Source organism: Pseudomonas entomophila (genome assembly GCF_013523125.1).
GTDB classification, from domain to species: Bacteria; Pseudomonadota; Gammaproteobacteria; order Pseudomonadales; family Pseudomonadaceae; genus Aquipseudomonas; species Aquipseudomonas entomophila_B.
In genome coordinates, this window is record NZ_JAAMQJ010000004.1 from 38,704 (window position 1) to 63,388 (window position 24,685).

A 24,685-nucleotide genomic window follows, 5' to 3' on the forward strand; every position below is an offset into this window, starting at 1 on the left:
GGATCCTGTGGCTAGAGGTCGCGATGGCGAACCTGAACGTTTTTCAAGGTTTGCTGGAGCAAACGGCCGAGCCGTTCGGTCAGGTAGACCGAGCGATGGTGACCGCCCGTGCAGCCGATGGCAATGGTCACGTAGGCGCGATTGCTGGCGGCGAACCGGGGCAGCCATTTGACCAGGTAGCCCGAGATATCCTGGAACATGTCCTCGACCTCAGGCTGTGCGGCCAGGTAGTCGATCACAGGCTGCTCCAGCCCTGAATGGTCGCGCAGTTCAGGCTTCCAGTAGGGGTTTGGCAGGCAGCGCACATCGAAGACCACGTCGGCGTCCACCGGCATGCCCCGCTTGAACCCGAACGACTCGACCAGAAACGCCGTGCCAGGCTCGGGTTTGTCGAGCAGTCGCAGGGCGATGGAATCGCGCAATTGGTACAGGTTGAGGCGCGTGGTGTCGATCTTGAGGTCGGCCAGGTCGGCGATTGGTCCCAGCAGCTCGCTTTCCACGCGGATCGCCTCGGCCAGCGACCGATTGGCGTTGGTCAGCGGATGACGTCGACGTGTCTCCGAAAAGCGCTTGAGCAGCATGTCCTCATCGGCGTCGAGGTAGAGCACGTCGCATTGGATGTGCTTGGCGCGGGCATCTTCGAGCAATTCGGGAAAGCGGGACAGGTGCGTGGGCAGGTTGCGCGCGTCGATCGACACTGCCACCTTGGGCTGCAGCATGTCTGTGTTCAGCAAGGCATTTTCCGCCAGTTGCGGCAGCAGGCCGGCGGGCAGGTTGTCGATGCAGTAGAAGCCGTTGTCTTCCAGAACGTTCAGGGCCGTGCTCTTGCCGGAACCAGACCGGCCACTGACGACGATCAGACGCATGCTCAGGCCTCTTTCTGCGTGTCCAGAACCACGTGATAGAGTGCTTCATCGCTCTGCGCGCTGCGCAGGCGATCACGGATGTCCGGGCGATCCAGCATGCCGGCGATCTGGCGCAACAGCTCGAGGTGTGCCTCGGTGGCAGCCTCGGGCACCAGCAGGACGAACAGCAAGTCTACCGGTTCACCGTCAATGGCGTCGTAATCGATGGGCTTTTCCAGTTTCACCAGCGCACTGACGGGCATGTTGCAGCCTGCCAGGCGGCAGTGGGGGATGGCGATGCCATTGCCGAAGCCGGTGGAGCCCAACTTCTCGCGAGCGATCAGCTTGGCGAAGACGTCGTCCTCGCGCAATTCCGACACCTCGTGGGTAATCAGTTTGGCGATGTTCTGGAGAGCGCTTTTCTTGCTGCCTCCCGGCGCGTTCACCTGGGAACGGCCGGGGGTCAGGATGGTTTCGAGTCGGATCATGAAGTAGGGGTTAGCGGGCCGCGGCGCCTTGCAGCAGGCTCTGCTGTTTTTCCTTGTGTTTTTTCAGTTGGCGGTCGAGCTTGTCGGCCAGGGCGTCGATGGCTGCATACATGTCTTCGTGTTCGGCATTGGCGACCACTTCGCCGCCAGGAATCTGCAAGGTCGCTTCGACTTTCTGCTGAAGCTTTTCGACCTTCATGATGACCTGCACGTTGGTGATCTTGTCGAAATGACCCTCCAGGCGCTTGAGCTTCTGGTCGAGGTAGTCGCGCAGTGGCTGAGTGACTTCGACATGGTGTCCACTGATGTTGACTTGCATACAGCTTCTCCTTGTGTTGCCCGTGCATAAAGCGGCGAGTGTTGCACCCGCCACCAGAACGCTGTGGCACATCCAGGCTACATCAATCGCTTGCGTTCGCTCGACGGTGCGATGCCGAGCGACTCACGGTACTTGGCGACCGTTCGACGCGCGACCTGGATGCCTTGTGCCTCCAGTAAACCAGCGATCTTGCTATCGCTCAATGGCTTTTTCTGATTTTCCGCCGCCACCAGTTTCTTGATGATCGCGCGAATCGCCGTGGACGAGCATTCCCCACCTTCGGCGGTGCTGACGTGGCTGGAGAAAAAGTATTTCAATTCGTAGATGCCACGGGGGGTGTGCATGTACTTCTGGGTCGTCACGCGGGAGATGGTCGACTCGTGCATGCCGACGGCCTCGGCGATGTCGTGCAGCACCAGCGGCTTCATCGCCTCGTCGCCATGGTCGAGGAAGCCGCGCTGGTGCTCGACGATCTGCGTGGCCACCTTCATCAATGTCTCGTTGCGGCTCTGCAGGCTCTTGATGAACCAGCGTGCCTCCTGCAACTGGTTGCGCATGAAGGTGTTGTCGGCACTGGTGTCGGCACGACGCACGAAACCGGCGTACTGTGCATTGACGCGCAGCCGGGGCACCGCTTCCTGGTTGAGTTCGACCAGCCAGCGGTCGTGGTGCTTGCGCACGATCACGTCCGGGACCACGTATTCGGGCTCGCTCGACTCGATCTGCAGGCCCGGGCGTGGGTTCAGGCTCTGCACCAGCTCGATGATCTGGCGGAGCTCGTCTTCCTTGAGCTTCATCCGGCGCATCAACTGGCTGTAGTCGCGCGCACCGAGCAGATCGATGTAGTCGGTGACCAGGCGCTGCGCTTCGCTCATCCAGGGGGTGCTGGCGGGCAACTGGCGCAGTTGCAGGAGCAGGCACTCACCCAGGGTCCGTGCCCCGATGCCGGCCGGTTCGAACTGCTGGATGCGGTGCAGCACGGCCTCGACTTCGTCGAGCTCGATGTCCAAATCGGGATCGAACGCGGCGCAGATCTCTTCGAGGGTTTCCTCCAGATAGCCACGGTCGTTGATCGAATCGATCAGGGTGACGGCGATCAGGCGGTCGGTATCGGACATCGGCGCCAGGTTCAGTTGCCAGAGCAAATGGCTCTGCAGGCTTTCGCCGACCGACGTGCGCGTGGTGAAGTCCCATTCGTCGTCGTCGCCCGCTGGCAGGCTGCTGGCGCTGGTCTGGTAGATGTCTTCCCAGGCCGTGTCGACGGGCAGCTCGCTGGGGATACGCTCGCCCCACTCACCGTCGTCCAGGCTGTCGGCGCTCAAGGCGTTGTCCTGGTGGCTGGTGTCCTGGGTTTCGGCGGCCGGCTTGCTCTCGGCGTTGTCGGCCATCGGGTCGCTGTTGTCGAAATCCTCGCCGTCTTCCTGACGTTCGAGCATCGGGTTCGATTCCAGCGCTTCCTGGATCTCTTGCTGGAGGTCCAGGGTGGAAAGCTGGAGCAGACGAATGGCCTGTTGCAACTGCGGGGTCATCGTCAGTTGCTGGCCCATTTTTAGGACGAGCGATGCTTTCATGGCTGGGGCTTAATACCTTGTTCGCCGGCGCGCCTGCGCCATCCACTACACATACGACAGAGCGCCGGAGCGCTGATCACGAAGAGGTCATATGCCTGAATTTGCCGCGTTTGCCTAGGCTTGACGTGTAACGGCGTGGCATGCCATGGCACGTCGGCGCCTCGCCGCTCGTGCCTGTACCGTCCAGAGGGCTCGAGCCCTCCGGAGCAGGGTCACAGACGGAACTCGTGCCCCAGGTAGACTTCCTTGACCAGGTCGTTCGACAGGATGGTCTGGGCATCGCCCTCGGCGATCAGCTGGCCATCGTTGACGATGTAGGCCGTCTCGCAGATGTCCAGCGTCTCACGGACGTTGTGGTCGGTGATCAGCACCCCGATGCCCTTGGCCTTGAGGTGATGGATGATCTGCTTGATGTCACCCACCGAGATCGGATCGACGCCAGCGAAGGGTTCGTCCAGCAGGATGAACTTCGGCGCGGTGGCCAGGGCCCGGGCGATCTCGACGCGGCGACGCTCGCCGCCAGACAGGCTCATGCCGAGGTTGTCGCGGATATGGGTGATGTGGAACTCCTGAAGCAGCCCTTCGAGCTCCTTGCGGCGACCCTCCTGGTCGAGTTCCTTGCGGGTCTCGAGGATCGCCATGATGTTGTCGGCCACCGACAGCTTGCGGAAGATCGAAGCTTCCTGCGGCAGGTAGCCGATACCGGCGCGCGCGCGGCCGTGCATGGGCTGGTGGCTGACGTCCAGGGCATCGATCAGGACGCGGCCCTGGTCGGCCTGCACCAGGCCGACGATCATGTAGAAGCAGGTGGTCTTGCCGGCGCCGTTGGGGCCGAGCAGGCCGACGATCTGCCCGCTCTCGATCGACAGGCTGACGTCGCGCACCACTTGGCGGCCCTTGTAGCTCTTGGCCAGATGCTGGGCTTTGAGGGTTGCCATTACTCGGCCTTCTTCTTCGGCTGGATCACCATGTCGATGCGCTGGCGAGGCGACATCACGTTGCCACCACGGCCAGCGGTCGCGACCTGGGTCTTGGTGTTGTAGACGATCTTCTCGCCTTCGGTGCTGTTGCCTTCGTTGGTGACCTTGGCGCGATCGGTCAGGACGATCGTGTCCTTCAGGGCCTGATACTGGATGGTGACCGCCCAGCCCTGCATCTTGTCGGGCTTGGCCGCGCTCTGGCGCTGCTCGAAGTAGGCCAGATTGCCCACCGAGGTGACCACGTCGATGTCACCGGAGCTGGCGCGCGTGATGGTGACCTTGTTGCCCTTGATGACCATGGAGCCCTGGGTGATCACCACGTCGCCGGTATAGGTCGCCACACCCTGCTTGTCGTCGAGGTGGGCGTCGTCGGCCTGGATGCGGATGGGCTGGTCACGGTCGGTCGGCAGGGCCCAGGCGCTCGCGCTTCCCAGTGCCGCGCTCAGGCTGAGCAAAAAGGGGAGGGTTTTAACGAGCCTCATACTGTCCTCTTACGTTGGACAGCAGGTCCATCCTGCCGTCTTTCAAATAGGCTTTCATGCCTGTGCCCGTAGTCGTGCCACCGGCGCCGTCGATTCTAACGGCTTGCTCGGTCTGCGCATATTGCTTCTGCGGGAACACGGTCATGCGCGTGGTGGTGATGATGGTGTCGCGCTTGCGCTCGTCGGTACGGGCGACGCGCACCTTGTCGATCAGTTCGACCTCGGTGCCATCGGGATTGACCTCGGCGCGCTCGCTGGTGACGTGCCAGGGGTACGTGGTACCGCGGTACATCTGCAGGTTCGGGCGGGTCAGCAGCGTCATCTCGCTGGCCTTCATGTGCTCGACCTTGTCGGCGGTCATGTCGTACTGCATCTTGCCGTCCGGCAGGTACTGGACGCTGTGCGCATTGATCGCGTAATAGTCGATGGCGCTCTCGTCGACCTGGGCCACCGGCTTTTCCAGGAAGCTCTCGGGGCTCACGTTCCAGTAGCCGATCGCGCCCAGCACGGCGGCGATCGCGACCAGCACGGCGATGTTGCGGGCTTTCTTGCTGAACATACGAAGCTCTACAGAAGGTTGGCGATGACACGGTCCAGGTCATCCCGGACGTGCAGCATAGACGTGTGACAGGTGCGCCCGCCACATTGCTCGGTCACCGTGTGCATCAGAGCACCCCGGCGCGCAGCAGATCGTGCATGTTGAGGGCGCCGATCGGACGGTCGGTCGCATCCACCACGGCCAGCGCGTTGATCTTGAAATCCTCCATGATCTTCAAGGCTTCGGCGGCGAGCATGTCGGCGCGCACGGTCTTGCCGTGGACGGTCATGACGTCGTCGATGCGTGCGTGACGCATGTCGAGGTCGCGGTCCAGGCTGCGCCGCAGGTCGCCGTCGGTGAAGATGCCGGCCAGGCGCGCGTCGTCGTCCACGACCACGGTCATGCCCAGGCCTTTGCGCGACATTTCCAGCAGGGCATCCTTCAGCGAGGTGGCGCGGCGTACGCAGGGCAGGGCATCACCTGCGTGCATGATGTCCTCGACCTTGAGCAGCAGGCGTCGGCCCAGGGCACCGCCAGGGTGCGAAAAGGCGAAGTCCTCGGCCGTGAAGCCACGGGCCTCGAGCAGGGCGATGGCCAGCGCATCGCCCAGGGCCAGCGCGCAGGTGGTGGACGAGGTCGGCGCCAGGTTCAGCGGGCAGGCCTCCTGCGTCACGCTCACGTCGAGGTGGACGTTGGCCGCGCGCGCCAGGGTCGACTCCGGGTTGCCGGTGAAGGCGATCAGGCGGATGCCCAGGCGCTTGATCAGCGGCAGCAGTGTGACGATCTCGGACGTGGTGCCGGAATTCGACAAGGCCAGGATCACGTCGTCCCGGGTGATCATGCCCATGTCGCCGTGGCTGGCTTCGGCCGGGTGCACGAAGAACGCCGGCGTGCCGGTGCTGGCCAGGGTCGCGGCGATCTTGTTGCCGACATGGCCGGACTTGCCCATGCCGAGCACCACGACCCGGCCACGGCTGCCCAGGATGAGCTGGCAGGCCTGCACGAACGTGTCGTCGATACGGGCCAGCAGATCGCCGATGGCGTCGCGTTCCAACTGCAGGGTGCGTTGGGCGGAGAGGATCAGCTCGCGGGTTGGGCTCATGTCGATTGAGGCATATCTGATTTGGAGCTGTCGATTATACCGGGTATGGGCAAAAGCCTCACCCTGTGATTGCGTTGCCCTGCGCGCCCCGGTGCGCAAACCCCCGTTCCAGGCGCTCGCGTCTTTGGCCGGGTCCCTGCCCGATGGTATAGTCCGCCGCTGTCTGGGCGACCCAAGGGGTGTGCCTTCACCGTGAAGGCAGGCGTCCAACTGACGAAAGTCGCATCGCAAGGAGTCTAGATGAGTGTGCACAGCGACTACGCGGTCGAGTTGAAGGACGTCTCCTTCAAGCGCGGTTCGCGCAGCATTTTCAAGGATGTGGATATCCGCATCCCACGTGGCAAGGTCACGGGCATCATGGGGCCCTCCGGGTGCGGCAAGACGACACTCTTGCGGCTGATGGGCGCGCAGTTGCGCCCGGCTGGTGGTGAGGTGTGGGTCAACGGTCAGAACCTGCCGACGTTGTCACGCGCCGACCTGTTCGATGCGCGCAAGCAGATGGGCGTGCTGTTCCAGAGCGGCGCATTGTTCACCGACCTGGATGTGTTCGAGAACGTCGCCTTCCCGCTGCGGGTGCACACCGAACTCCCCGAAGAGATGATCCGCGACATCGTGCTGATGAAGCTGCAGGCCGTCGGCCTGCGCGGCGCCATCGAGCTGATGCCCGACGAGCTGTCTGGGGGCATGAAGCGCCGCGTGGCCCTGGCCCGGGCGATCGCCCTGGATCCGCAGATCCTGATGTACGACGAACCGTTCGTGGGCCAGGACCCGATCGCCATGGGCGTGCTGGTGCGGCTGATCCGTCTGCTCAACGATGCCTTGGGCATCACCAGCATCGTGGTTTCCCACGACCTGGCCGAGACCGCCAGCATCGCCGACTACCTCTATGTGGTCGGCGACGGCCAGGTACTGGGCCAGGGCACGCCGCAGGAGCTGATGGGGTCGGACAATCCGCGCATTCGCCAGTTCATGAAGGGCGACCCTGACGGCCCCGTGCCATTCCATTTTCCTGCGCCCGATTACCGCGCCGATTTGTTGGGAGCGCGTTGATGCGCAGAAGATCCTTGCTTGAGCGCGTGCGCCTGTTCGGCCGCGCGGCCATCGACATCGTCGCCGTGCTGGGCCGGTCCTGCCTGTTCCTGATGCATGCCCTGGTCGGCCGTGGCGGCATCGGCGGCGGCTTCCAGCTGCTGGTCAGGCAGCTGTATTCGGTCGGCGTGCTGTCGCTGGCGATCATCGTCGTGTCCGGCGTGTTCATCGGCATGGTGCTGTCGCTGCAGGGCTACAGCATCCTGACCCAGTACGGCTCCGAGCAGGCCGTGGGGCAGATGATCGCCCTGACCCTGCTGCGCGAACTGGGCCCGGTGGTCACCGCCCTGCTGTTCGCCGGGCGCGCCGGTTCGGCGCTGACCGCCGAGATCGGTAACATGAAATCCACCGAGCAGCTCTCGAGCCTGGAGATGATCGGCGTCGACCCGCTCAAGTACATCGTCGCGCCGCGTCTGTGGGCCGGCTTCATCTCCCTGCCGCTGCTGGCGCTGATCTTCAGCGTGGTCGGGATCTGGGGCGGTTCGTGGGTCGCCGTGGATTGGCTGGGAGTCTATGAGGGTTCCTTCTGGTCCAACATGCAGAACAGCGTTTCCTTCACCGACGATGTCCTCAACGGCCTGGTCAAGAGTCTGGTGTTCGCCTTCGTGGTCACCTGGATCGCCGTGTTCCAGGGCTACGATTGCGAGCCGACCTCGGAAGGGATCAGTCGCGCCACCACCAGAACCGTGGTCTATGCCTCCCTGGCAGTCCTGGGCCTGGACTTCATTCTGACCGCCTTGATGTTTGGAGATTTCTGATGCAAAACCGCACCCTGGAAATCGGTGTCGGCCTGTTCCTTCTGGCTGGGATCCTGGCCCTGCTGCTGCTGGCGCTGCGTGTCAGCGGCCTGTCGGCAAGCCCGACCACCGAGACCTACAAGGTCTACGCCTACTTCGACAACATCGCCGGCCTCACCGTGCGCGCCAAGGTCACCATGGCCGGGGTGACCATCGGCAAGGTCACGGCGATCGACCTGGACCGCGACAGCTACATGGGGCGGGTCACCCTGCAACTGGACAGCGACGTCGACAACCTGCCCACCGACTCCACTGCTTCGATCCTCACCGCCGGGCTGCTCGGCGAGAAGTACATCGGCATCAGCGTCGGTGGCGAAGAGGACGTGCTCAAGGAAGGCGGAACCATTCACGACACGCAGTCGTCACTGGTGCTGGAAGACCTGATCGGCAAGTTCCTGCTCAATTCCGTTGGCAAAGAAGCTAAATAAGGAGTTTTCATGATTTCGATCCTGCGACGTGGCCTGCTGGTACTGCTGGCGGCCCTCCCGATGCTGGCCAACGCCGCCCCTGGGCAATCGGCCCATGACGTGATCCAGGGCACCACCGACGCACTGCTGACCGACCTGAAGAACAACCGTGACAGCTACCGCAACGATCGCGAGGCGTTCTATCAGTCGCTCAACCGCATCCTGGGCCCGGTGGTCGATGCCGACGGCATCTCCAAGAGCATCATGACCGTCAAGTATTCGCGCAAGGCGACCCCGGCGCAGATGCAGCGCTTCCAGGAAAACTTCAAGCGCAGCCTGCTGCAGTTCTACGGCAACGCCCTGCTCGACTACGACAACCAGGGCATCACGCTCGACCCGGCCAAGGCCGAGGACGGCAAGCGCACCAGCGTCGGCATGAAGGTGCGTGGCAACAATGGCGCGGTGTACCCGGTGTCCTACACCCTGGAAAAACTCGGCAACGAGTGGAAGGTGCGTAACGTCATCGTCAACGGCATCAACATCGGCAAGCTGTTCCGTGACCAGTTCGCCGACGCCATGCAGCGCAACGGCAACGACCTGGACAAGACCATCGACGGCTGGGCGGGCGAAGTGGCCAAGGCCAAGCAGACCGCCGACAGTTCTTCCGAGAAGGCGGTGCAATGAGCGACGCCAGCATCGGCATGCCGCAGCCGGGCATCCTGTGCCTGGCCGGCATCCTGGACTACCGCAGCGGCCCGTCGCTGCGCAAGCAGGGCAAGGCACTGATCGCGGCCTGCCGTGAGCCTCGCCTGGTCCTGGACTGCTCGGCGGTCCAACGCTCCAGCAGTGTCGGCCTGTCATTGCTGCTGGCGTTCATGCGGGACGCGCAGGCGGCCGGCAAGACCTGCGAGCTGCGCGACATGCCGGCGGACATGCGGGAAATCGCCGATGTCTACGATCTGGACGAAGTGCTGACGCGCTGAAACGCGTCCGTCCTCGATGCCCCTCGGTCAGCGTGCTCGTTCATGGGCTTCGCAGGCGAGGGGCTTTTTTGTATGATGACCGACCCCGTGCGCACAGAGCGCCGATTGAGGTTGAGCATGCACGCCGTAGACGTTAAGAAGTTCCTTGAAGAAAAACTGCCGGGCGCCCGGGTCGAAGTCGAGGGCGAGGGCTGCAACTTCCAGCTGAACGTGATCAGCGACGAATTGGCCGGCCAAAGCCCGGTCAAGCGTCAGCAGGCGATCTACGCCCATCTGAATCCCTGGATCGCCGACGGCAGCATCCATGCGGTAACCATGAAATTCTTCAGCAGCGCAGCCTGGGCTGAGCGCACCTGAGCCAACTTGGCGGCGAGACTCCAATGGACAAACTGATTATCACTGGCGGCGCGCGTCTCGACGGCGAGATCCGCATTTCCGGGGCGAAGAACGCCGCCCTGCCGATCCTGGCCGCGACCCTACTGGCCGATGGCCCGGTCACGGTCGGCAACCTGCCGCACCTGCACGACATCACCACCATGATCGAGCTGTTCGGACGCATGGGCATCGAGCCTGTGATCGACGAGAAGCTCGCGGTCGAGATCGACCCGCGCACCATCAAGACCCTGGTCGCCCCATACGAGCTGGTCAAGACCATGCGCGCCTCGATCCTGGTGCTCGGCCCGATGGTCGCCCGTTTCGGCAAGGCCGAAGTCGCCCTGCCCGGCGGCTGCGCGATCGGTTCGCGTCCGGTCGACCTGCACATCCGCGGCCTTGAGGCGATGGGCGCGAAGATCGAAGTGGAGGGCGGCTACATCAAGGCCGAGGCCCCTGAAGGCGGCCTGCGCGGCGCGCACTTCTTCTTCGACACCGTCAGCGTGACCGGTACCGAGAACATCATGATGGCCGCAGCCCTGGCCAAGGGTCGCAGCGTGCTGCAGAACGCCGCCCGCGAGCCGGAAGTGGTCGACCTGGCCAACTTCATCAACGCCATGGGCGGCAACGTCCAGGGCGCCGGCACCGACACCATCACCATCGACGGTGTCGAGCGCCTGCACTCGGCCAATTACCGCGTCATGCCCGACCGCATCGAGACCGGCACCTACCTGGTCGCTGCTGCCATCACCGGTGGGCGCGTCAAGCTCAAGGACACCGATCCGACCATCCTCGAGGCGGTACTGGAGAAGCTCAGGGAAGCCGGCGCCGACGTGACCACGGGCGCAGACTGGATCGCGCTGGACATGCACGGGCGCAAGGCCAAGGCCGTCAACCTGCGCACCGCGCCGTACCCGGCATTCCCCACCGACATGCAGGCGCAGTTCATCTCGCTCAACGCCGTGGCCGAAGGCACCGGTGCGGTGATCGAGACGATCTTCGAGAACCGCTTCATGCACGTGTACGAAATGCACCGCATGGGCGCGCAGATCCAGGTCGAGGGCAACACCGCCATCGTCACCGGCGTCGACACGCTCAAGGGTGCACCGGTCATGGCCACCGACCTGCGCGCGTCGGCCAGCCTGGTGCTGTCGGCCCTGGTCGCCGAGGGCGACACGCTGATCGACCGCATCTACCACATCGACCGTGGCTACGAGTGCATCGAGGAAAAACTGCAGATGCTGGGCGCCAAAATCCGCCGCGTTCCGGGCTGAACCCGCGCGGCGTGCGCCAGCCGTCACCCCTCCGGTCGGGCCAGGCCCGACCGGTCAGAACTGCTGAAGGATTCACGTTCCATGTTGACCATTGCGCTATCCAAGGGCCGTATTCTCGATGACACCCTGCCGCTGCTGGCCGATGCCGGCATCGTCCCCACCGAGAACCCCGACAAGAGCCGCAAGCTGATCATCCCGACCACCCAGGATGACGTCCGCTTGCTCATCGTGCGCGCCACCGACGTGCCGACCTACGTCGAGCATGGCGCGGCCGACCTCGGCGTGGCCGGCAAGGACGTGCTGATGGAGTATGGCGGCCAGGGTCTGTACGAGCCGCTCGACCTGCAGATCGCCCAGTGCAAGCTGATGACCGCCGGCGCCGTCGGTGCGAGCGAGCCCAGCGGTCGCCTGCGCGTGGCCACCAAGTTCGTCAACGTCGCCAAGCGCTACTACGCCGAGCAGGGCCGCCAGGTCGACATCATCAAGCTGTACGGCTCGATGGAACTGGCCCCGCTGATCGGTCTGGCCGACAAGATCATCGACGTCGTCGACACCGGCAACACCCTGCGCGCCAACGGCCTGGAGCCCCAGGAGCTGATCGCCCACGTCAGTTCGCGCCTGGTGGTGAACAAGGCGTCGATGAAGATGCAGCATGCGCGCATCCAGAGCCTGATCGATACCCTGCGTCACGCCGTGCAGGCACGACACCGCGGCTGATTCCCGCGCGCGACGTCCACCGTCGCGCCCGTCCTTCCGCGTCACAGCCTTTTTCTCGGGTGCCCGCGCGGATCGATCGGTAGCCCTGGGCGCCTGAGCATTCGCCAATCATCGAGGCCCTCGTCATGACTCTGCCCACTGCAATCGCTCGTCTCAATGCCGCTGATCCGGATTTCGCCCGACATCTGGACCATCTGCTGAGCTGGGAGAGCGTGTCCGACGATGCGGTCAATCAGCGCGTGCTGGACATCATCAAGGCCGTGCGCGAGCGCGGCGATGCGGCGCTGGTGGAATTCACCCAGCGCTTCGACGGCGTGCAGGCCACGACCATCGACGACCTGATCCTCGACCGTGCGCGCCTAGAGCTGGCGCTGACGCGGATCACACCGGCCCAGCGCCAGGCCCTCGAGACCGCCGCCGAGCGCGTGCGGGTCTACCACGAGCGGCAGAAGCAGGACTCCTGGCAGTACACCGAGGCCGACGGCACCGTGCTGGGGCAGAAGGTCACTCCACTGGACCGCGCCGGGCTCTACGTGCCGGGTGGCAAGGCGTCCTACCCGTCCTCGGTGCTGATGAACGCGCTGCCGGCCAAGGTCGCCGGCGTGGCCGAAGTGGTCATGGTGGTGCCGACGCCGCGTGGCGAGATCAACGAACTGGTGCTGGCAGCGGCGTGCATCGCCGGGGTCGATCGGGTCTTCACCCTCGGAGGCGCCCAGGCCATCGCGGCGCTGGCGTACGGCACCGAGAGCGTGCCGCCGGTGGACAAGATCGTCGGCCCCGGCAACATCTATGTCGCCACCGCCAAGCGCCATGTGTTCGGCCAGGTGGGCATCGACATGATCGCCGGGCCCTCGGAGATCCTGGTGGTGTGCGACGGGCAGACCGATCCGGACTGGATCGCCATGGACCTGTTCTCCCAGGCCGAGCACGACGAAGACGCGCAAGCCATCCTGGTCAGCCCGGACGCCGCCTTCCTCGACCGGGTCGCCGCCAGCATCGAAAGGTTGCTGCCGACCCTGGAACGTGCCGAGATCGCCGAAAAATCGATCAACGGCCGCGGCGCCCTGATCCAGGTGCGCGACATGCAGCAGGCCATCGAGGTGGCCAACCGGATCGCGCCGGAACACCTTGAGCTGTCGGTCGCCGACCCGCAGGCCTGGCTGCCGCAGATCCGCCATGCCGGCGCGATCTTCATGGGGCGTCACACCAGCGAGGCGCTGGGTGACTACTGCGCCGGCCCGAACCATGTGCTGCCCACCTCGGGCACTGCGCGCTTCTCGTCGCCGCTCGGCGTGTACGACTTCCAGAAGCGTTCGTCGATCATCTTCTGCTCCGAGGCCGGTGCCTCCGAGCTGGGCAAGACCGCCTCGGTGCTGGCCCGTGGCGAATCGCTGACGGCCCACGCCCGCAGCGCCGAATACCGGATCCGCGACGCGCGGCAGGGGGAGTGAGCATGAGTCGATTCTGGAGCCCGTTCGTCAAGGACCTGGTGCCCTACGTGCCAGGTGAACAACCCAAGCTGGCCCGGCTGGTCAAGCTCAACACCAACGAAAACCCCTATGGCCCTTCGCCGAAGGCCCTGGAGGCGATGCGTGCCGAGCTGGGGGAGGGGTTGCGCCTGTACCCCGACCCGAACAGCGACGTGCTCAAGCACGCCGTGGCCGCGCACTACGGCATCGCGGCCAATCAGGTGTTTCTCGGCAACGGTTCGGACGAGGTGCTGGCGCACATCTTCCACGGGCTGTTCCAGCATGAAGGGCCCTTGCTGTTCCCGGACATCAGCTACAGCTTCTACCCGGTCTACTGCGGGCTGTACGGCATTCCCTTCGAACCGGTGGCGCTGGACGAGCAGTTCCGCATCCGCATCGAGGACTACCGCACGGCCAATGCCGGCATCATCTTCCCCAACCCCAACGCACCGACCGGGGTCCTGCTGCCGCTGGAGGCGATCGAGCAGTTGCTGCAGCACAACCGCGACTCGGTGGTGGTGGTGGACGAGGCCTACATCGATTTCGGCGGCCAGACCGCGATCAGCCTGATCGATCGCTACGACAACCTGCTGGTGACCCAGACCCTGTCCAAGTCGCGCTCGCTGGCCGGCTTGCGGGTCGGTCTGGCGGTCGGCCACCCGGACCTGATCGAGGCGCTGGAGCGGATCAAGAACAGCTTCAACTCCTACCCGCTCGACCGCCTGGCGATCGTCGGAGCGGCGGCGGCCTTCGAGGACCGTGCCTATTTCGAGCAGACGTGCCGCCAGGTGATCGAGAGCCGCGAAGCCCTGGTGGACGCCCTGGTCGCGCGGGGGTTCGAGGTGCTGCCGTCGGCGGCGAACTTCATCTTCGCCCGCCATCCGCAGCAGGACGCCGCCGAGCTGGCGACTCGCCTGCGCGCCCAAGGGGTGATCGTGCGTCACTTCAAGCAGGCGCGTATCGCCCAGTACCTGCGCATCACCATCGGCACGCCCGAGCAGAACCAGGCCTTGCTGAACGCGCTGGACTGATCGCGGGTCGAACCGTGATCCCTGACGCCGGGGCCGCTATGCGGCCCCGGCGCCTTTCAGGCCGCCGACCCGGTGTGCCTCGACAGAACCGTGAGCTTCGATGACCATGAAAGACCCGAACCCCGCCACGCCGCCCCAGCTCGACACCCTGCTGATCGACGCCGAAGACGACCAGCCCCAGGCTGCGCCCGTGCCTGCCGTCAGGCCCTGGCTCTTGCTGCTGGGTCTGGTGCTGGTGGCGCTGAACCTGCGCCCGGCGCTGTCGAGCCTGGCGCCCATGCTCGGTCAAGTGTCCGACAGCCTGGGGCTCAATGCGTCCCAGGCCGGGCTGCTGACGACCTTGCCAGTCCTGTGCCTGGGGTTGTTCGCGCCCTTGGCGCCGGTGCTGGCCCGTCGGTTCGGGGCCGAGCGCGTGATACTGGGGATCCTGCTGGTACTGGCAGGCGGCATTCTGCTGCGCAGCAGCCTCGGGGTCGTGGGCGTGTTTCTCGGCAGTCTCCTGGCGGGCGCCAGCATCGGCATCATCGGCGTCCTGCTACCGGGCATCGTCAAACGTGATTTTCCGCAGCAGGCCGGCACCCTGACCGGTGTCTACACCATGGCCCTGTGCCTGGGGGCGGCGCTGGCGGCCGGCGCCACGGTGCCCATCAGCCAGCGCTTTGGCGACAGCTGGGAAATCGGGCTGGGTTGCTGGGCCATTCCGGCCGTGCTGGCGATGCTGGTCTGGGTGCCCCAGGCCCGCCAGGGGCATGGCGCTCATCGGGCGGTGTACCGGGTACGCGGCCTGTGGCGTGATCGCCTGGCCTGGCAGGTCACGCTATACATGGGTATGCAGTCGTCGCTGGCGTACATCGTCTTCGGCTGGCTGCCGTCGATCCTCATCGGCCGCGGGTTGACGCCGACCGAGGCCGGGCTGGTGCTGTCCGGCTCGGTGGTGACGCAACTGGTCAGTTCCCTGGGCCTGCCATGGCTCGCCTCGCGCAGCAAGGACCAGCGCCTGATCATCGTCGCGGCCATGTCGACCACGCTGCTGGGTTTGTTCGGCTGCCTCTACGCGCCGCTGCAGGGCTTGTGGGGCTGGGCCATCCTGCTGGGATTGGGGCAGGGCGGCACCTTCGCACTGGCCCTGACCCTGATCGTACTGCGCTCGAAGGACGCGCACGTGGCGGCCAACCTGTCGAGCATGGCGCAGGGGGTCGGCTACACGCTGGCCTCGATGGGGCCTTTTGCGGTGGGGGTGCTGCATGACCTGACGGGCGGCTGGACGGCGTTGGGCTGGGTGTTCGGCGCCCTGGGGATCGGTGCGGTGCTGTTCGGCCTCAAGGCCGGGCGGGCGTTGCATGTGCAGGTCGCCAGCGAGCGGGTGTGAGGCGGTGGCGTCGATGAAGCCGAAGGTCGATCACGTGCCTACGCAGACGATGGACGCCGGGTGGATCGATCAGGCCGCACAGACGACTGCGATCGGCAAGCCGTGGTACGTCTACCTGGTGCGGGCCGCCAATGGCTCGTTGTACTGCGGGATCAGCGACGATCCGCAACGGCGCTTCCTGGCCCACTGCAAAGGGCAAGGCGCGCGCTACTTCAAGACCAGCCCGGCGCAGGCGCTGGTGTACGTCGAGCGCTGGCCGGACAAGTCCGAGGCCTTGCGCCAGGAGCGGCTGGTGAAGAAACTGCGCAAGTCGGCCAAGGAGACGTTGGTGCGCACGTATACCGGTGAGATCGAACGAGGCGACTGAGCGGCTGTTGTGTTGCACGTGAAGGGGCATCCGAGAGACGGCGTTGCGGATTTCATGGGCCCACAGGGCCCATGGAGCCAGTCACACCCATGGGTTCAGGCCAACGTCCACTGGCAACACACTTGTGTGGCTTCAGGCTGCCCCGCCAGATGCCTAGTCCTTGCGCCGCTTCAGCTGGTCGACCAACTGAGTCGGTAGCCCTTTGATCACCAGCGTCCCGGCCTCTTCGTCGTATTCGATCTTCGAGCCCAGCAGGTGCGACTCGAAACTGATCGACAACCCTTCGGCACGCCCGGTGAAGCGCTTGAACTGGTTCAGGGTGCGCTTGTCCGCCGGGATTTCCGGCGAGAGCCCGTAGTCCTGGTTGCGGATGTGGTCGAAGAACGCCTTGGGCCGGTCTTCGTCGATCAGGCTGGACAGCTCTTCCAGCGTCACCGGCTCGCCGCGCTTGGTCTGGCTGGTGGCATAGTCGACCAGCGTCTGGGTCTTCTCTCGCGCCGTTTCTTCAGGCAGGTCCTCCTGCTCGACGAAGTCGCTGAAGGCCTTGAGCAGGGTACGGGTTTCCCCAGGGCCGTCGACCCCTTCCTGGCAGCCGATGAAGTCGCGGAAGTACTCCGAGACCTTCTTGCCGTTGCGGCCCTTGATGAACGAGATGTACTGCTTGGATTGCGGGTTGTTTTGCCACTCGGACAAATTGATGCGCGCCGCCAGGTGCAGTTGCCCCAGGTCCAGGTGGCGTGACGGCGTCACGTCGAGCGTGTCGCTGACGGCCACGCCGTCGCTGTGGTGCAGCAGCGCGATGGCCAGGTAGTCGGTCATGCCCTGCTGGTAGTGGGCGAACAGCACGTGGCCGCCGGTGGAGAGGTTGGACTCTTCCATGAGCGCCTGCAGGTGCTCGACCGCCTGCTTGCTGAAGGCGGTGAAGTCCTGCTGCCCCTCCAGGTACTGTTTTAGCCAGCCGCTGAAGGGGTAGGCACCGGACTCGCCATGAAACAGCCCCCACGCCTTGCCTTGCTTGGCGTTGTAGCTGTCGTTCAGGTCGGCCAGCAGGTGTTCGATGGCGTCGGACTCGGTCAGCTCCGAATCGCGTGCATGCAGCACGGCCGGACTGCCGTCGGGCTTCTTGTCGATCAGGTGGACGATGCAGTGACGAATGGGCATGGAAATCTCGACTGGGTTGAGCGCGGCAAAGGGCCCAGTTTACCGCACCCTGCGCCGGTCTCGGCAGGGCGATGGTCGGGCACTGGGGAGTTGCTCGTTTTTTGTACGAATGGCTGGTTTTTTCCCCGCAAACCCCCGAAAAACCTGCACAAAAGCGCGGCGCCTGCGGATATTTATGCGCTGCTGTGGTAGCTTTGCCCGGTCTTGCGTCCTTCGGGTAGCGCATTGCTGGCAGCGTGCTCGCATGAGGTCGAACCAAACGCGGGTTTGCGTATCTACATACGCGAACGACGCGGTACGCCGGGGCCTGAGGGGCCTGGCTCGATGACCCATGTAGAACGTTGCATAACCTCTGAATTGATAGGGAAGGAACACCACCATGGCATTGACCAAAGACCAACTGATTGCCGACATCGCCGAAGCGATCGATGCGCCGAAGAACACCGCGCGCAACGCTCTGGAGCAACTGGGCCAGATCGTCGCTGATCAGCTGGAAAACGGCGCCGAGATCACCCTGCCTGGCATCGGCAAGCTGAAAGTTTCCGAGCGTCCTGCCCGTACCGGCCGCAACCCTTCGACTGGCGCTGCCATCGAAATCGCTGCCAAGAAAGTCGTCAAGTTCGTGCCGGCCAAAGGCCTGACCGACGCCGTCAACAAGTAATTGTCGAGGCGTGACTGAAAGCCGCGTCGGGTGAACCCCGGCGCGGCTTTTTCATGCCTGGGATTTGCCGGTGCGGCCCGCCTGCCAGGCGCGGCGTCCAGCCTCGTCCTGGAAGCTCCAGGCCACCACGCGACTCTGCTTCTGCCCCTGCCCCATCTCGATGACCCGCCGTGCCGCCACGCCGGCCTTGTTCAGCGCTGCCTCGAGGCCGGGCAGGTTGCTGGCCTTGGACACCAGGCTGGAGAACCACAGCACCTGCTGGCCCACCGACACGCTTTCGCCGATCAGCTGGGTGACGAAACGTATCTCGCCTCCCTCGCACCACAGCTCGTTGTTCTGCCCGCCGAAATTCAGGACCGGCAGGACGCGCTTGGGGTCCTGTTTGCCGAGGTTCTTCCACTTGCGCTGGCTGCCACGCGTCGCTTCTTCCCGTGACGCATGGAAGGGCGGATTGCACAGGGTCAGGTCCAGGCGCTCCTCGGGCTTGAGCAGCCCCTGCAGGATGTGGCGGCGTTCGGTCTGCTGGCGCAGCTCGATGAACCTGCCCAGCCCGTTGGCCTGGACGATGGTTCCGGCGGCAGCCAGCGCGACCGGGTCGATGTCCGAACCGATGAAGCGCCAGCGGTAGTCGGCGTTGCCGAGCAGGGGGTAGATGCAGTTGGCGCCGACCCCGACGTCCAGGACGCGAACCTGCGCGCCACGCGGGATGTCACCGCCGTTGTCCTCGGCGAGCAGGTCGGCCAGCACATGCACGTAGTCGGCGCGACCGGGAATCGGCGGGCAAAGGTAGTCGGCCGGAATGTCCCAGTGCTCGATGCCGTACTGGGCCTTGAGCAGCGCACGGTTGAAGACCCGCACCGCCTCGGGGTTGGCGAAGTCGATGCTCGGGTTGCCGTACGGGTTGACCAGGGTGAAGCGGGACAGGTCCGGGTGCGCGGCGATGAGGCGGGGGAAGTCGTATCGGCCGGTGTGGCGGTTGCGCGGGTGAAGGGTCGGTTTCTGAGTCAAGGGAGGATCCTGAGGAAGCGTGGCCTGCCGGAGGCGGAGCGGAGACGACGAAGGGGCTGCCAGGCAGCCCCTCCAGTCAGACCAGGTCGCGTGTCGTCACCTTACAAGGCCGCGATCCGGGCGTGCTGTTCGGTGAAGTTCGCCAGCGCCTGCTCGGCTTCTGCCAGCTTGGCGCGCTCCTTGTCGATCACCGCCGGTGGCGCCTTGTCGACGAAGGCCGCGTTGGACAGCTTGCCGCCGACGCGCTGCACTTCGCCTTGCAGGCGCTGGATTTCCTTGTTCAGGCGCGCCAGTTCGGCGTCCTTGTCGATCAGCCCGGCCATCGGTACCAGCACCTGCAGGTCGCCGACCAGGGCCGTGGCCGACAGCGGCGCCTCGTCCTGTTCGCCCAGCACCGTGAAGGATTCGACCTTGGCCAGCTTCTTGAGCAGGGCTTCGTTCTCTTGCAGGCGACGCTGGTCGTCGGCACTGGCGTTCTTGAGGAACAGCGGCAGCGGCTTGCCGGGGCCGATGTTCATCTCGGCGCGGATGTTGCGCAGGCCGACCATCAGTTCCTTGAGCCACTCGATGTCGCCTTCGGCGGCGCTGTCGATGCGGCGCTCGTTGGCCACCGGCCACGGTTGCAGCATCAGGGTCTTGCCCTGCACGCCGGCCAGCGGCGCGATACGCTGCCAGATCTCTTCGGTGATGAACGGCATGAACGGGTGCGCCAGGCGCAATGCCACTTCCAGGACTCGCACCAGGGTGCGACGCGTGCCTCGGGCACGTTCGACCGGGGCGTGCTCGTCCCACAGCACAGGCTTGGACAGCTCCAGATACCAGTCGCAGTATTGGTTCCAGATGAACTCGTAGAGCGCCTGACTGGCCAGGTCGAAGCGGAACTGCTCGAGCTGGCGCGTGACTTCGGCTTCGGTGCGCTGCAGCTGCGAGATGATCCAGCGATCGGCCAGCGACAGCTCGACCGGCTCGCCGTTCTGGCCGCAGTCCTCGCCCTTGTCCAGCACGTAGCGAGCGGCGTTCCAGATCTTGTTGCAGAAGTTGCGGTAGCCTTCGACGCGGCCCATGTCGAACTTGATGTCACGACCGGTCGAGGCCAGCGAGCAGAAGGTGAAGCGCAGGGCGTCGGTGCCGTAGCTGGCGATGCCCTCGGGGAACTCGGCCTTGGTCTGCTTGGCGATCTTGTCGGCCAGCTTGGGCTGCATCAGGCCGCTGGTGCGCTTCTCGAGCAGCGCGTCGAGGGTGATGCCGTCGACGATGTCCAGCGGGTCCAGGACGTTGCCCTTGGACTTGGACATCTTCTGGCCCTGACCGTCGCGCACCAGGCCGTGGACGTACACGGTCTTGAACGGTACCTGCGGGGTGCCGTCCTCGTTCTTCACCAGGTGCAGGGTCAGCATGATCATGCGCGCGACCCAGAAGAAGATGATGTCGAAGCCGGTCACCAGCACGTCGGTGGAGTGGAATTTCTTCAGGAACTCGGTCTGCTCGGGCCAGCCGAGCGTGGAGAAGGTCCACAGCCCGGAGCTGAACCAGGTGTCGAGCACGTCGTCGTCCTGACGCAGCGCGACATCATCGCCCAGGCCGTGACGCGTGCGGACGTCCTGCTCGCTGCGGCCGACATAGACCTGGCCGGCCTCGTCGTACCAGGCCGGGATGCGATGACCCCACCACAGCTGGCGGCTGATGCACCAGTCCTGGATGTCGCGCATCCAGGAGAAGTACATGTTCTCGTACTGCTTGGGCACGAACTGGATCTGCCCGTTCTCGACGGCGGCGATGGCCGGCTCGGCCAGGGGCTTGGTCGACACGTACCACTGGTCGGTCAGCCACGGCTCGATGACGGTGCCGGAACGGTCGCCCTTGGGCACCTTCAGGGCATGGTCGTCGATGCTGACCAACAGGCCGGCGGCGTCGAGGTCGGCGACGATCTGCTTGCGCGCGGCGAAGCGGTCCAGACCGGCGTACTGGGCCGGCAGGGTGGTGTCGAAGGCCTCGTTGAGCGAGCCGTCGAGGTTGAACGCCTGGGCATTGGCCAGCACCCTGGCGTTCTTGTCGAAGATGTTCAGCAGCGGCAGGGCGTGGCGCTTGCCGACTTCGTAGTCGTTGAAGTCGTGGGCCGGGGTGATCTTGACGCAGCCGGTCCCGAACTCAGGGTCGCAGTAGTCGTCGGCGATGATCGGAATGCGGCGACCGACCAGCGGCAGTTCGACGAACTGGCCGATCAGGGCCTTGTAGCGCTCGTCGTTGGGGTTGACCGCGACGGCGGCATCGCCCAGCAGGGTTTCCGGACGCGTGGTGGCGACCACCAGGTGATCCTGGCCCTCGGCCGTGGTGGCGCCGTCGGCCAACGGGTAGCGCAGGTTCCACAGGTGGCCCTTCTCGTCGTGGTTTTCCACTTCGAGGTCGGAGATGGCGGTGTGCAGCTTGGTGTCCCAGTTGACCAGACGCTTGCCGCGGTAGATCAGGCCGTCCTCGTGCAGGCGCACGAAGGCTTCCTTGACCGCTTCGGACAGGCCGTCGTCCATGGTGAAGCGCTCACGGCTCCAGTCCACCGAGGAGCCCAGGCGGCGGATCTGCCGGCTGATGTTGCCACCGGATTCGGCTTTCCACTCCCAGATCTTGTCCAGGAACTGCTCGCGCCCCAGGTCATGACGGTTCTGGCCCTTGGCCTCGAGCTGGCGCTCGACCAGCATCTGGGTCGCGATCCCGGCGTGGTCGGTGCCCGGCTGCCACAGCGTGTCGCGGCCCTGCATGCGGCGGAAACGGATCAGGGCGTCCATGATCGCGTTGTTGAAGCCGTGACCCATGTGCAGGCTGCCGGTGACGTTCGGCGGCGGGATCATGATGGTGTACGGCTCACCTGCACCTTGTGGGGCGAAGTAGTTTTCCGACTCCCAGGTGTTGTACCAGGAAGTTTCGATGGCGTGCGGCTGGTAGGTCTTATCCATGCGCGGCGGGACCCTATGGCATTTGTCCGGGAAAAGCCGGGCAGTATAGCGGAGGGGGGTGGGGCAGGCCACAGGCGGTGGGGGCGAGCTGCAAGCGACAAGCTACAAGCTACAAGCGACAAGCTACAAGCGACAAGCGACAAGCGACAAGCGACAAGCTACAAGCTGACGGTAGTGCGGTATGTCAGGTGTTGACCGGACGTGAAGGCGGTGCTGATGCTCTGGCTTGCGGCTTGCGGCTTGCGGCTTGCGGCTTGCGGCTTGCGGCTTGCGGCTTGCGGCTCACGGCTCACTCCGACCGTTTGAGCAGGCGCTCCAGGCGCGCATCGAGACGGCGCTTGATTTCGGTTTCGATGTGCGGGGTGAAGTCGTTGATCACGTCCTGCATGATCTGCCGGGCCGCGGCACGCAGGTCGGCGTCCAGGTGCAGCAGGATGTCCTGACGACGGGCCTGGGCCGTGTCGGCGGCAGGCGGGGCGCTGACCGGGACGAGGTCGGTGACGGCGGATTCATCGACCACGGCAAGGGGCGCAGGCACGGCGTGCTCGACGGTCTCGGTCAGCAGCGGCGGCTGGAGGTCATGGTCGCCGAGCAACTGGCGAATCGATTCCAGGTCGTCCAGCAGGTGCGTGGAGCGGGGCAGGTGCGCAGGCTTGTCCATCGGCGTCAGAGTCGTTGTAGGCGGTGGTTGTGCAGAGCATAGCCCTGTTCACGGTAGAAACGGAACCGTTCTCGCGCCGCCTGGCGACTGCCCGGCTCTTCGACGACGATCTCGGCGATGCGCTCGAACTGGCCGACGAAGGCCGGGACCTCGGCGCCCAGGTTGATCAGCAGACCACCGCGCGGCCCGACCTCGGCACCGAGGCCCAGCACCACCGGACCGTCGGCGTTCTCCTCGGCCTGGTCGTGGGGCACGAACGCCTCGCCCTTGAACTGCCAGAGCTGCTCATCCAGGGCATCACGCTGCTCGGCGTCCTGGCAGTGCAGGTACACCGGGTGGCCGAGCCGCCAGGCTTTCTCGCAGAGCTTGCAGGCGAACGCCAGCCGCGCCGACAAGGCGGAGGTGGGCAGCACGTAGAAATCGACTTGGCTCATGGGAACAGGGCAGGCCGACACCGGGTGAGGGTGTCGGCGTTCGGCCTCAGGCCTCGATGCGGTCGAGCAGGTACTGGGTCAGCAGGGGCACGGGACGGCCGCTGGCGCCCTTGTCCTTGCCACCACTGATCCAGGCGGTCCCGGCGATGTCCAGGTGCGCCCAGGCGTAGGTCTTGGCAAAGCGCGACAGGAAGCAGCCCGCGGTGATGGAGCCGGCCTTGGGGCCGCCGATGTTGGCGATGTCGGCGAACGGGCTGTCCAGCTGCTCCTGGTACTCGTCGAACAGCGGCAGTTGCCAGGCGCGGTCGTCGGCGCGCTTGCCGGCGGACAGCAACTGCTCGACCAGCGCATCGTCGTTGCCCATCAGGCCCGATACATGGCTGCCCAGCGCCACGATGCAGGCACCCGTCAGCGTGGCGATGTCGATTACCGCACGAGGCTTGAAGCGCTCGGCGTAGGTCAGGGTGTCGCACAGCACCAGGCGGCCTTCGGCGTCGGTGTTGAGGATTTCGACGGTCTGGCCGCTCATGGTGGTGACGATGTCGCCCGGGCGGGTGGCGCCGCCGCTGGGCATGTTTTCGGCGCAGGCCAGCAGGCACACCAGGTTGATCGGCAGCTCCAGCTCCAGGACCGCACGCAGGGTACCGAAGACGCTGGCAGCACCGCCCATGTCGTACTTCATCTCGTCCATGCCGGCGCCTGGCTTGAGGCTGATGCCGCCGGTGTCGAAGGTGATGCCCTTGCCCACCAGCACGAACGGCTGCTCGGACTTCTTCGCGCCCTGGTAGTTGAGCACGATCAGGCGTGGTGGCTGGTCGCTGCCCTGGCCGACGGCGTAGAAGGCGCCCATGCCCAGGTCCTTGATCTTCTTCTCGTCGAGGATCTCGACCTTGAGCTTCTTGTGGGCCTTGCCCAGGTCCTTGGCCTGTTCGGCGAGGAAGCTGGGGTGGCAGATGTTCGGCGGCAGGTTGCCCAGGTCGCGGGTGTACGCCATGCCACCGGCGATGGCGCGAGCGTGACGCACGGCACGCTCGGCCTCGGCCACGGCCACCTCGTCGACCAGCAGGGCGAGCTTCTTCAGGGCGCGTGGCTCGGCCTTGGTGAGCTTGAAGCGGTCGAACACGTACTCGCTGTCGAGCAGGGTCTCGGCCAGCAGGCGGTATTTGCCGTAGTGACCTTCGCGGCCCTCGACACGCAGGTCGTCGAAGGCCAGGGTCGCGTCGCTGCCGGCCAGGTGCTTCAGGGCACCGGCCACGGCCGTGACCAGCTTGCGCCAGGCGCGATCGCCGAGCGCCTCTTCCTTGCCATGCCCGACCAGCAGCACGCGCTCGGCCTTGACCCCGGACAGGCCTTGCAGCAGCAGGGTCTGGCCCGGCTTGCCGGCCAGGTCGCCACGGGCCAGCACGCGGCCGAGCTCGCCACCACTGGCCACGTCGATGGCCTGGGCGCTACGGCCCAGGACCTGGCCTTCGCCGATCGCCAGGACCAGGGTGGCGGTTTTCACCGATGCAGCCGCTGCGCTCTTTACAACCAGTTCCATGTCAGGATCCCCGAATGTTCGATCTGTGGGCGGCGTGTTCGCGCCTGCCCGGCGGAGCTGGCCGCGCGAACG

General features: G+C 65.1%; 27 protein-coding genes. 13 read left to right on the plus strand and 14 right to left on the minus strand.

Features of this window, described 5'->3' with window-relative positions; translation table 11 throughout:
* Positions 1 to 11: 11 nt before the first annotated feature.
* The 8 genes from rapZ to G7007_RS03745 form a co-directional block, all read right to left on the minus strand.
* Entirely contained in the window at positions 12 to 866 is an 855-nt protein-coding gene (gene rapZ, locus G7007_RS03710) for an RNase adapter RapZ (RefSeq protein ID WP_181099081.1), read from the minus strand.
* Between the two features lie 2 nt (positions 867 to 868).
* Positions 869 to 1,333 carry a PTS IIA-like nitrogen regulatory protein PtsN gene (gene ptsN / locus G7007_RS03715; RefSeq protein ID WP_181099082.1) on the minus strand — a complete coding sequence of 155 codons (465 nt, stop codon included), beginning with the start codon at positions 1,331 to 1,333 and terminating at the stop codon, positions 869 to 871.
* Between the two features lie 10 nt (positions 1,334 to 1,343).
* Complete coding sequence (gene hpf, locus G7007_RS03720; protein ID WP_060394844.1) at positions 1,344 to 1,652, minus strand: ribosome hibernation-promoting factor, HPF/YfiA family; 309 nt, start codon at positions 1,650 to 1,652, stop codon at positions 1,344 to 1,346.
* Between the two features lie 77 nt (positions 1,653 to 1,729).
* The gene (locus tag G7007_RS03725) at positions 1,730 to 3,223 is read right to left on the minus strand and encodes an RNA polymerase factor sigma-54 (RefSeq protein ID WP_181099083.1); all 1,494 of its coding nucleotides are present in this window, start codon (positions 3,221 to 3,223) and stop codon (positions 1,730 to 1,732) included.
* A gap of 212 nt (positions 3,224 to 3,435) precedes the next feature.
* On the minus strand, positions 3,436 to 4,161 hold the full coding sequence (gene lptB, locus G7007_RS03730; RefSeq protein WP_181099084.1) for an LPS export ABC transporter ATP-binding protein: 726 nt from the start codon (positions 4,159 to 4,161) through the stop codon (positions 3,436 to 3,438).
* A complete protein-coding gene (lptA, locus tag G7007_RS03735; RefSeq protein ID WP_181099085.1) occupies positions 4,161 to 4,685 on the minus strand; it encodes a lipopolysaccharide transport periplasmic protein LptA in 525 nt (174 codons plus the stop codon). Before lptA ends, lptB begins: the two co-directional genes overlap by 1 nt.
* Positions 4,672 to 5,244, minus strand: coding sequence for an LPS export ABC transporter periplasmic protein LptC (gene lptC, locus G7007_RS03740; RefSeq protein WP_181099086.1), 573 nt, complete (start codon positions 5,242 to 5,244; stop codon positions 4,672 to 4,674). The genes lptA and lptC overlap by 14 nt, the downstream gene beginning before the upstream one ends.
* A 106-nt stretch (positions 5,245 to 5,350) precedes the next feature.
* Positions 5,351 to 6,325 carry a KpsF/GutQ family sugar-phosphate isomerase gene (locus tag G7007_RS03745; protein ID WP_219858934.1) on the minus strand — a complete coding sequence of 325 codons (975 nt, stop codon included), beginning with the start codon at positions 6,323 to 6,325 and terminating at the stop codon, positions 5,351 to 5,353.
* Positions 6,326 to 6,565: 240 nt separating this feature from the next.
* On the opposite strand from G7007_RS03745, the gene G7007_RS03750 reads away from it, so the two are divergent.
* The 12 genes from G7007_RS03750 (at position 6,566) to G7007_RS03805 (ending at position 16,200) form a co-directional block, all read left to right on the plus strand.
* A complete protein-coding gene (locus G7007_RS03750; protein ID WP_181099087.1) occupies positions 6,566 to 7,375 on the plus strand; it encodes an ATP-binding cassette domain-containing protein in 810 nt (269 codons plus the stop codon).
* Positions 7,375 to 8,172, plus strand: a complete 798-nt coding sequence (gene mlaE / locus G7007_RS03755; RefSeq protein ID WP_181099088.1) for a lipid asymmetry maintenance ABC transporter permease subunit MlaE — start codon at positions 7,375 to 7,377, stop codon at positions 8,170 to 8,172. Before G7007_RS03750 ends, mlaE begins: the two co-directional genes overlap by 1 nt.
* On the plus strand, positions 8,172 to 8,639 hold the full coding sequence (mlaD, locus tag G7007_RS03760) for an outer membrane lipid asymmetry maintenance protein MlaD (RefSeq protein WP_060394836.1): 468 nt from the start codon (positions 8,172 to 8,174) through the stop codon (positions 8,637 to 8,639). Before mlaE ends, mlaD begins: the two co-directional genes overlap by 1 nt.
* Positions 8,640 to 8,648: 9 nt before the next feature.
* Positions 8,649 to 9,302: an MlaC/ttg2D family ABC transporter substrate-binding protein gene (locus G7007_RS03765; RefSeq protein ID WP_181099089.1), complete on the plus strand. Its 654-nt coding sequence runs from the start codon at positions 8,649 to 8,651 to the stop codon at positions 9,300 to 9,302.
* Positions 9,299 to 9,601, plus strand: a complete 303-nt coding sequence (locus G7007_RS03770; protein WP_181099090.1) for an STAS domain-containing protein — start codon at positions 9,299 to 9,301, stop codon at positions 9,599 to 9,601. Before G7007_RS03765 ends, G7007_RS03770 begins: the two co-directional genes overlap by 4 nt.
* Before the next feature lie 117 nt (positions 9,602 to 9,718).
* A complete protein-coding gene (locus tag G7007_RS03775) occupies positions 9,719 to 9,958 on the plus strand; it encodes a BolA family protein (RefSeq protein ID WP_060394833.1) in 240 nt (79 codons plus the stop codon).
* A gap of 23 nt (positions 9,959 to 9,981) precedes the next feature.
* Entirely contained in the window at positions 9,982 to 11,247 is a 1,266-nt protein-coding gene (murA, locus tag G7007_RS03780) for a UDP-N-acetylglucosamine 1-carboxyvinyltransferase (RefSeq protein WP_181099091.1), read from the plus strand.
* An 81-nt stretch (positions 11,248 to 11,328) separates the two neighbouring features.
* Positions 11,329 to 11,964, plus strand: a complete 636-nt coding sequence (hisG, locus tag G7007_RS03785; RefSeq protein WP_181099092.1) for an ATP phosphoribosyltransferase — start codon at positions 11,329 to 11,331, stop codon at positions 11,962 to 11,964.
* Positions 11,965 to 12,089: 125 nt separating this feature from the next.
* A complete protein-coding gene (hisD, locus tag G7007_RS03790) occupies positions 12,090 to 13,415 on the plus strand; it encodes a histidinol dehydrogenase (protein ID WP_181099093.1) in 1,326 nt (441 codons plus the stop codon).
* A 2-nt stretch (positions 13,416 to 13,417) separates the two neighbouring features.
* Positions 13,418 to 14,464: a histidinol-phosphate transaminase gene (gene hisC / locus G7007_RS03795; RefSeq protein WP_181099094.1), complete on the plus strand. Its 1,047-nt coding sequence runs from the start codon at positions 13,418 to 13,420 to the stop codon at positions 14,462 to 14,464.
* Positions 14,465 to 14,564: 100 nt separating this feature from the next.
* Entirely contained in the window at positions 14,565 to 15,833 is a 1,269-nt protein-coding gene (locus G7007_RS03800; RefSeq protein WP_181099095.1) for a CynX/NimT family MFS transporter, read from the plus strand.
* Between the two features lie 49 nt (positions 15,834 to 15,882).
* Positions 15,883 to 16,200 carry a GIY-YIG nuclease family protein gene (locus tag G7007_RS03805; RefSeq protein ID WP_181099311.1) on the plus strand — a complete coding sequence of 106 codons (318 nt, stop codon included), beginning with the start codon at positions 15,883 to 15,885 and terminating at the stop codon, positions 16,198 to 16,200.
* A 153-nt stretch (positions 16,201 to 16,353) separates the two neighbouring features.
* Here the strand turns inward: G7007_RS03805 and yejK are convergent, their stop codons facing one another.
* Positions 16,354 to 17,361 (minus strand): nucleoid-associated protein YejK, encoded by a 1,008-nt coding sequence (gene yejK / locus G7007_RS03810; RefSeq protein WP_181099096.1) that lies wholly within the window; start codon positions 17,359 to 17,361, stop codon positions 16,354 to 16,356.
* A gap of 379 nt (positions 17,362 to 17,740) precedes the next feature.
* Between yejK and G7007_RS03815 the strand changes: the two genes are divergently transcribed.
* A complete protein-coding gene (locus G7007_RS03815) occupies positions 17,741 to 18,022 on the plus strand; it encodes an HU family DNA-binding protein (RefSeq protein WP_060394826.1) in 282 nt (93 codons plus the stop codon).
* 51 nt (positions 18,023 to 18,073) lie between these two features.
* Here the strand turns inward: G7007_RS03815 and rlmF are convergent, their stop codons facing one another.
* The 5 genes from rlmF to G7007_RS03840 all read right to left on the minus strand — a co-directional run bounded on the left by rlmF (position 18,074) and on the right by G7007_RS03840 (position 24,613).
* Positions 18,074 to 19,030, minus strand: a complete 957-nt coding sequence (rlmF, locus tag G7007_RS03820) for a 23S rRNA (adenine(1618)-N(6))-methyltransferase RlmF (RefSeq protein WP_181099097.1) — start codon at positions 19,028 to 19,030, stop codon at positions 18,074 to 18,076.
* Between the two features lie 101 nt (positions 19,031 to 19,131).
* The gene (locus tag G7007_RS03825) at positions 19,132 to 21,978 is read right to left on the minus strand and encodes a valine--tRNA ligase (protein WP_181099098.1); all 2,847 of its coding nucleotides are present in this window, start codon (positions 21,976 to 21,978) and stop codon (positions 19,132 to 19,134) included.
* 289 nt (positions 21,979 to 22,267) lie between these two features.
* The gene (locus G7007_RS03830; protein WP_181099099.1) at positions 22,268 to 22,639 is read right to left on the minus strand and encodes a DNA polymerase III subunit chi; all 372 of its coding nucleotides are present in this window, start codon (positions 22,637 to 22,639) and stop codon (positions 22,268 to 22,270) included.
* Between the two features lie 5 nt (positions 22,640 to 22,644).
* Positions 22,645 to 23,073, minus strand: coding sequence for a DNA polymerase III subunit chi (locus G7007_RS03835; RefSeq protein ID WP_181099100.1), 429 nt, complete (start codon positions 23,071 to 23,073; stop codon positions 22,645 to 22,647).
* 46 nt (positions 23,074 to 23,119) lie between these two features.
* Complete coding sequence (locus G7007_RS03840) at positions 23,120 to 24,613, minus strand: leucyl aminopeptidase (protein WP_181099101.1); 1,494 nt, start codon at positions 24,611 to 24,613, stop codon at positions 23,120 to 23,122.
* Between the last annotated feature and the right edge of the window lie 72 nt (positions 24,614 to 24,685).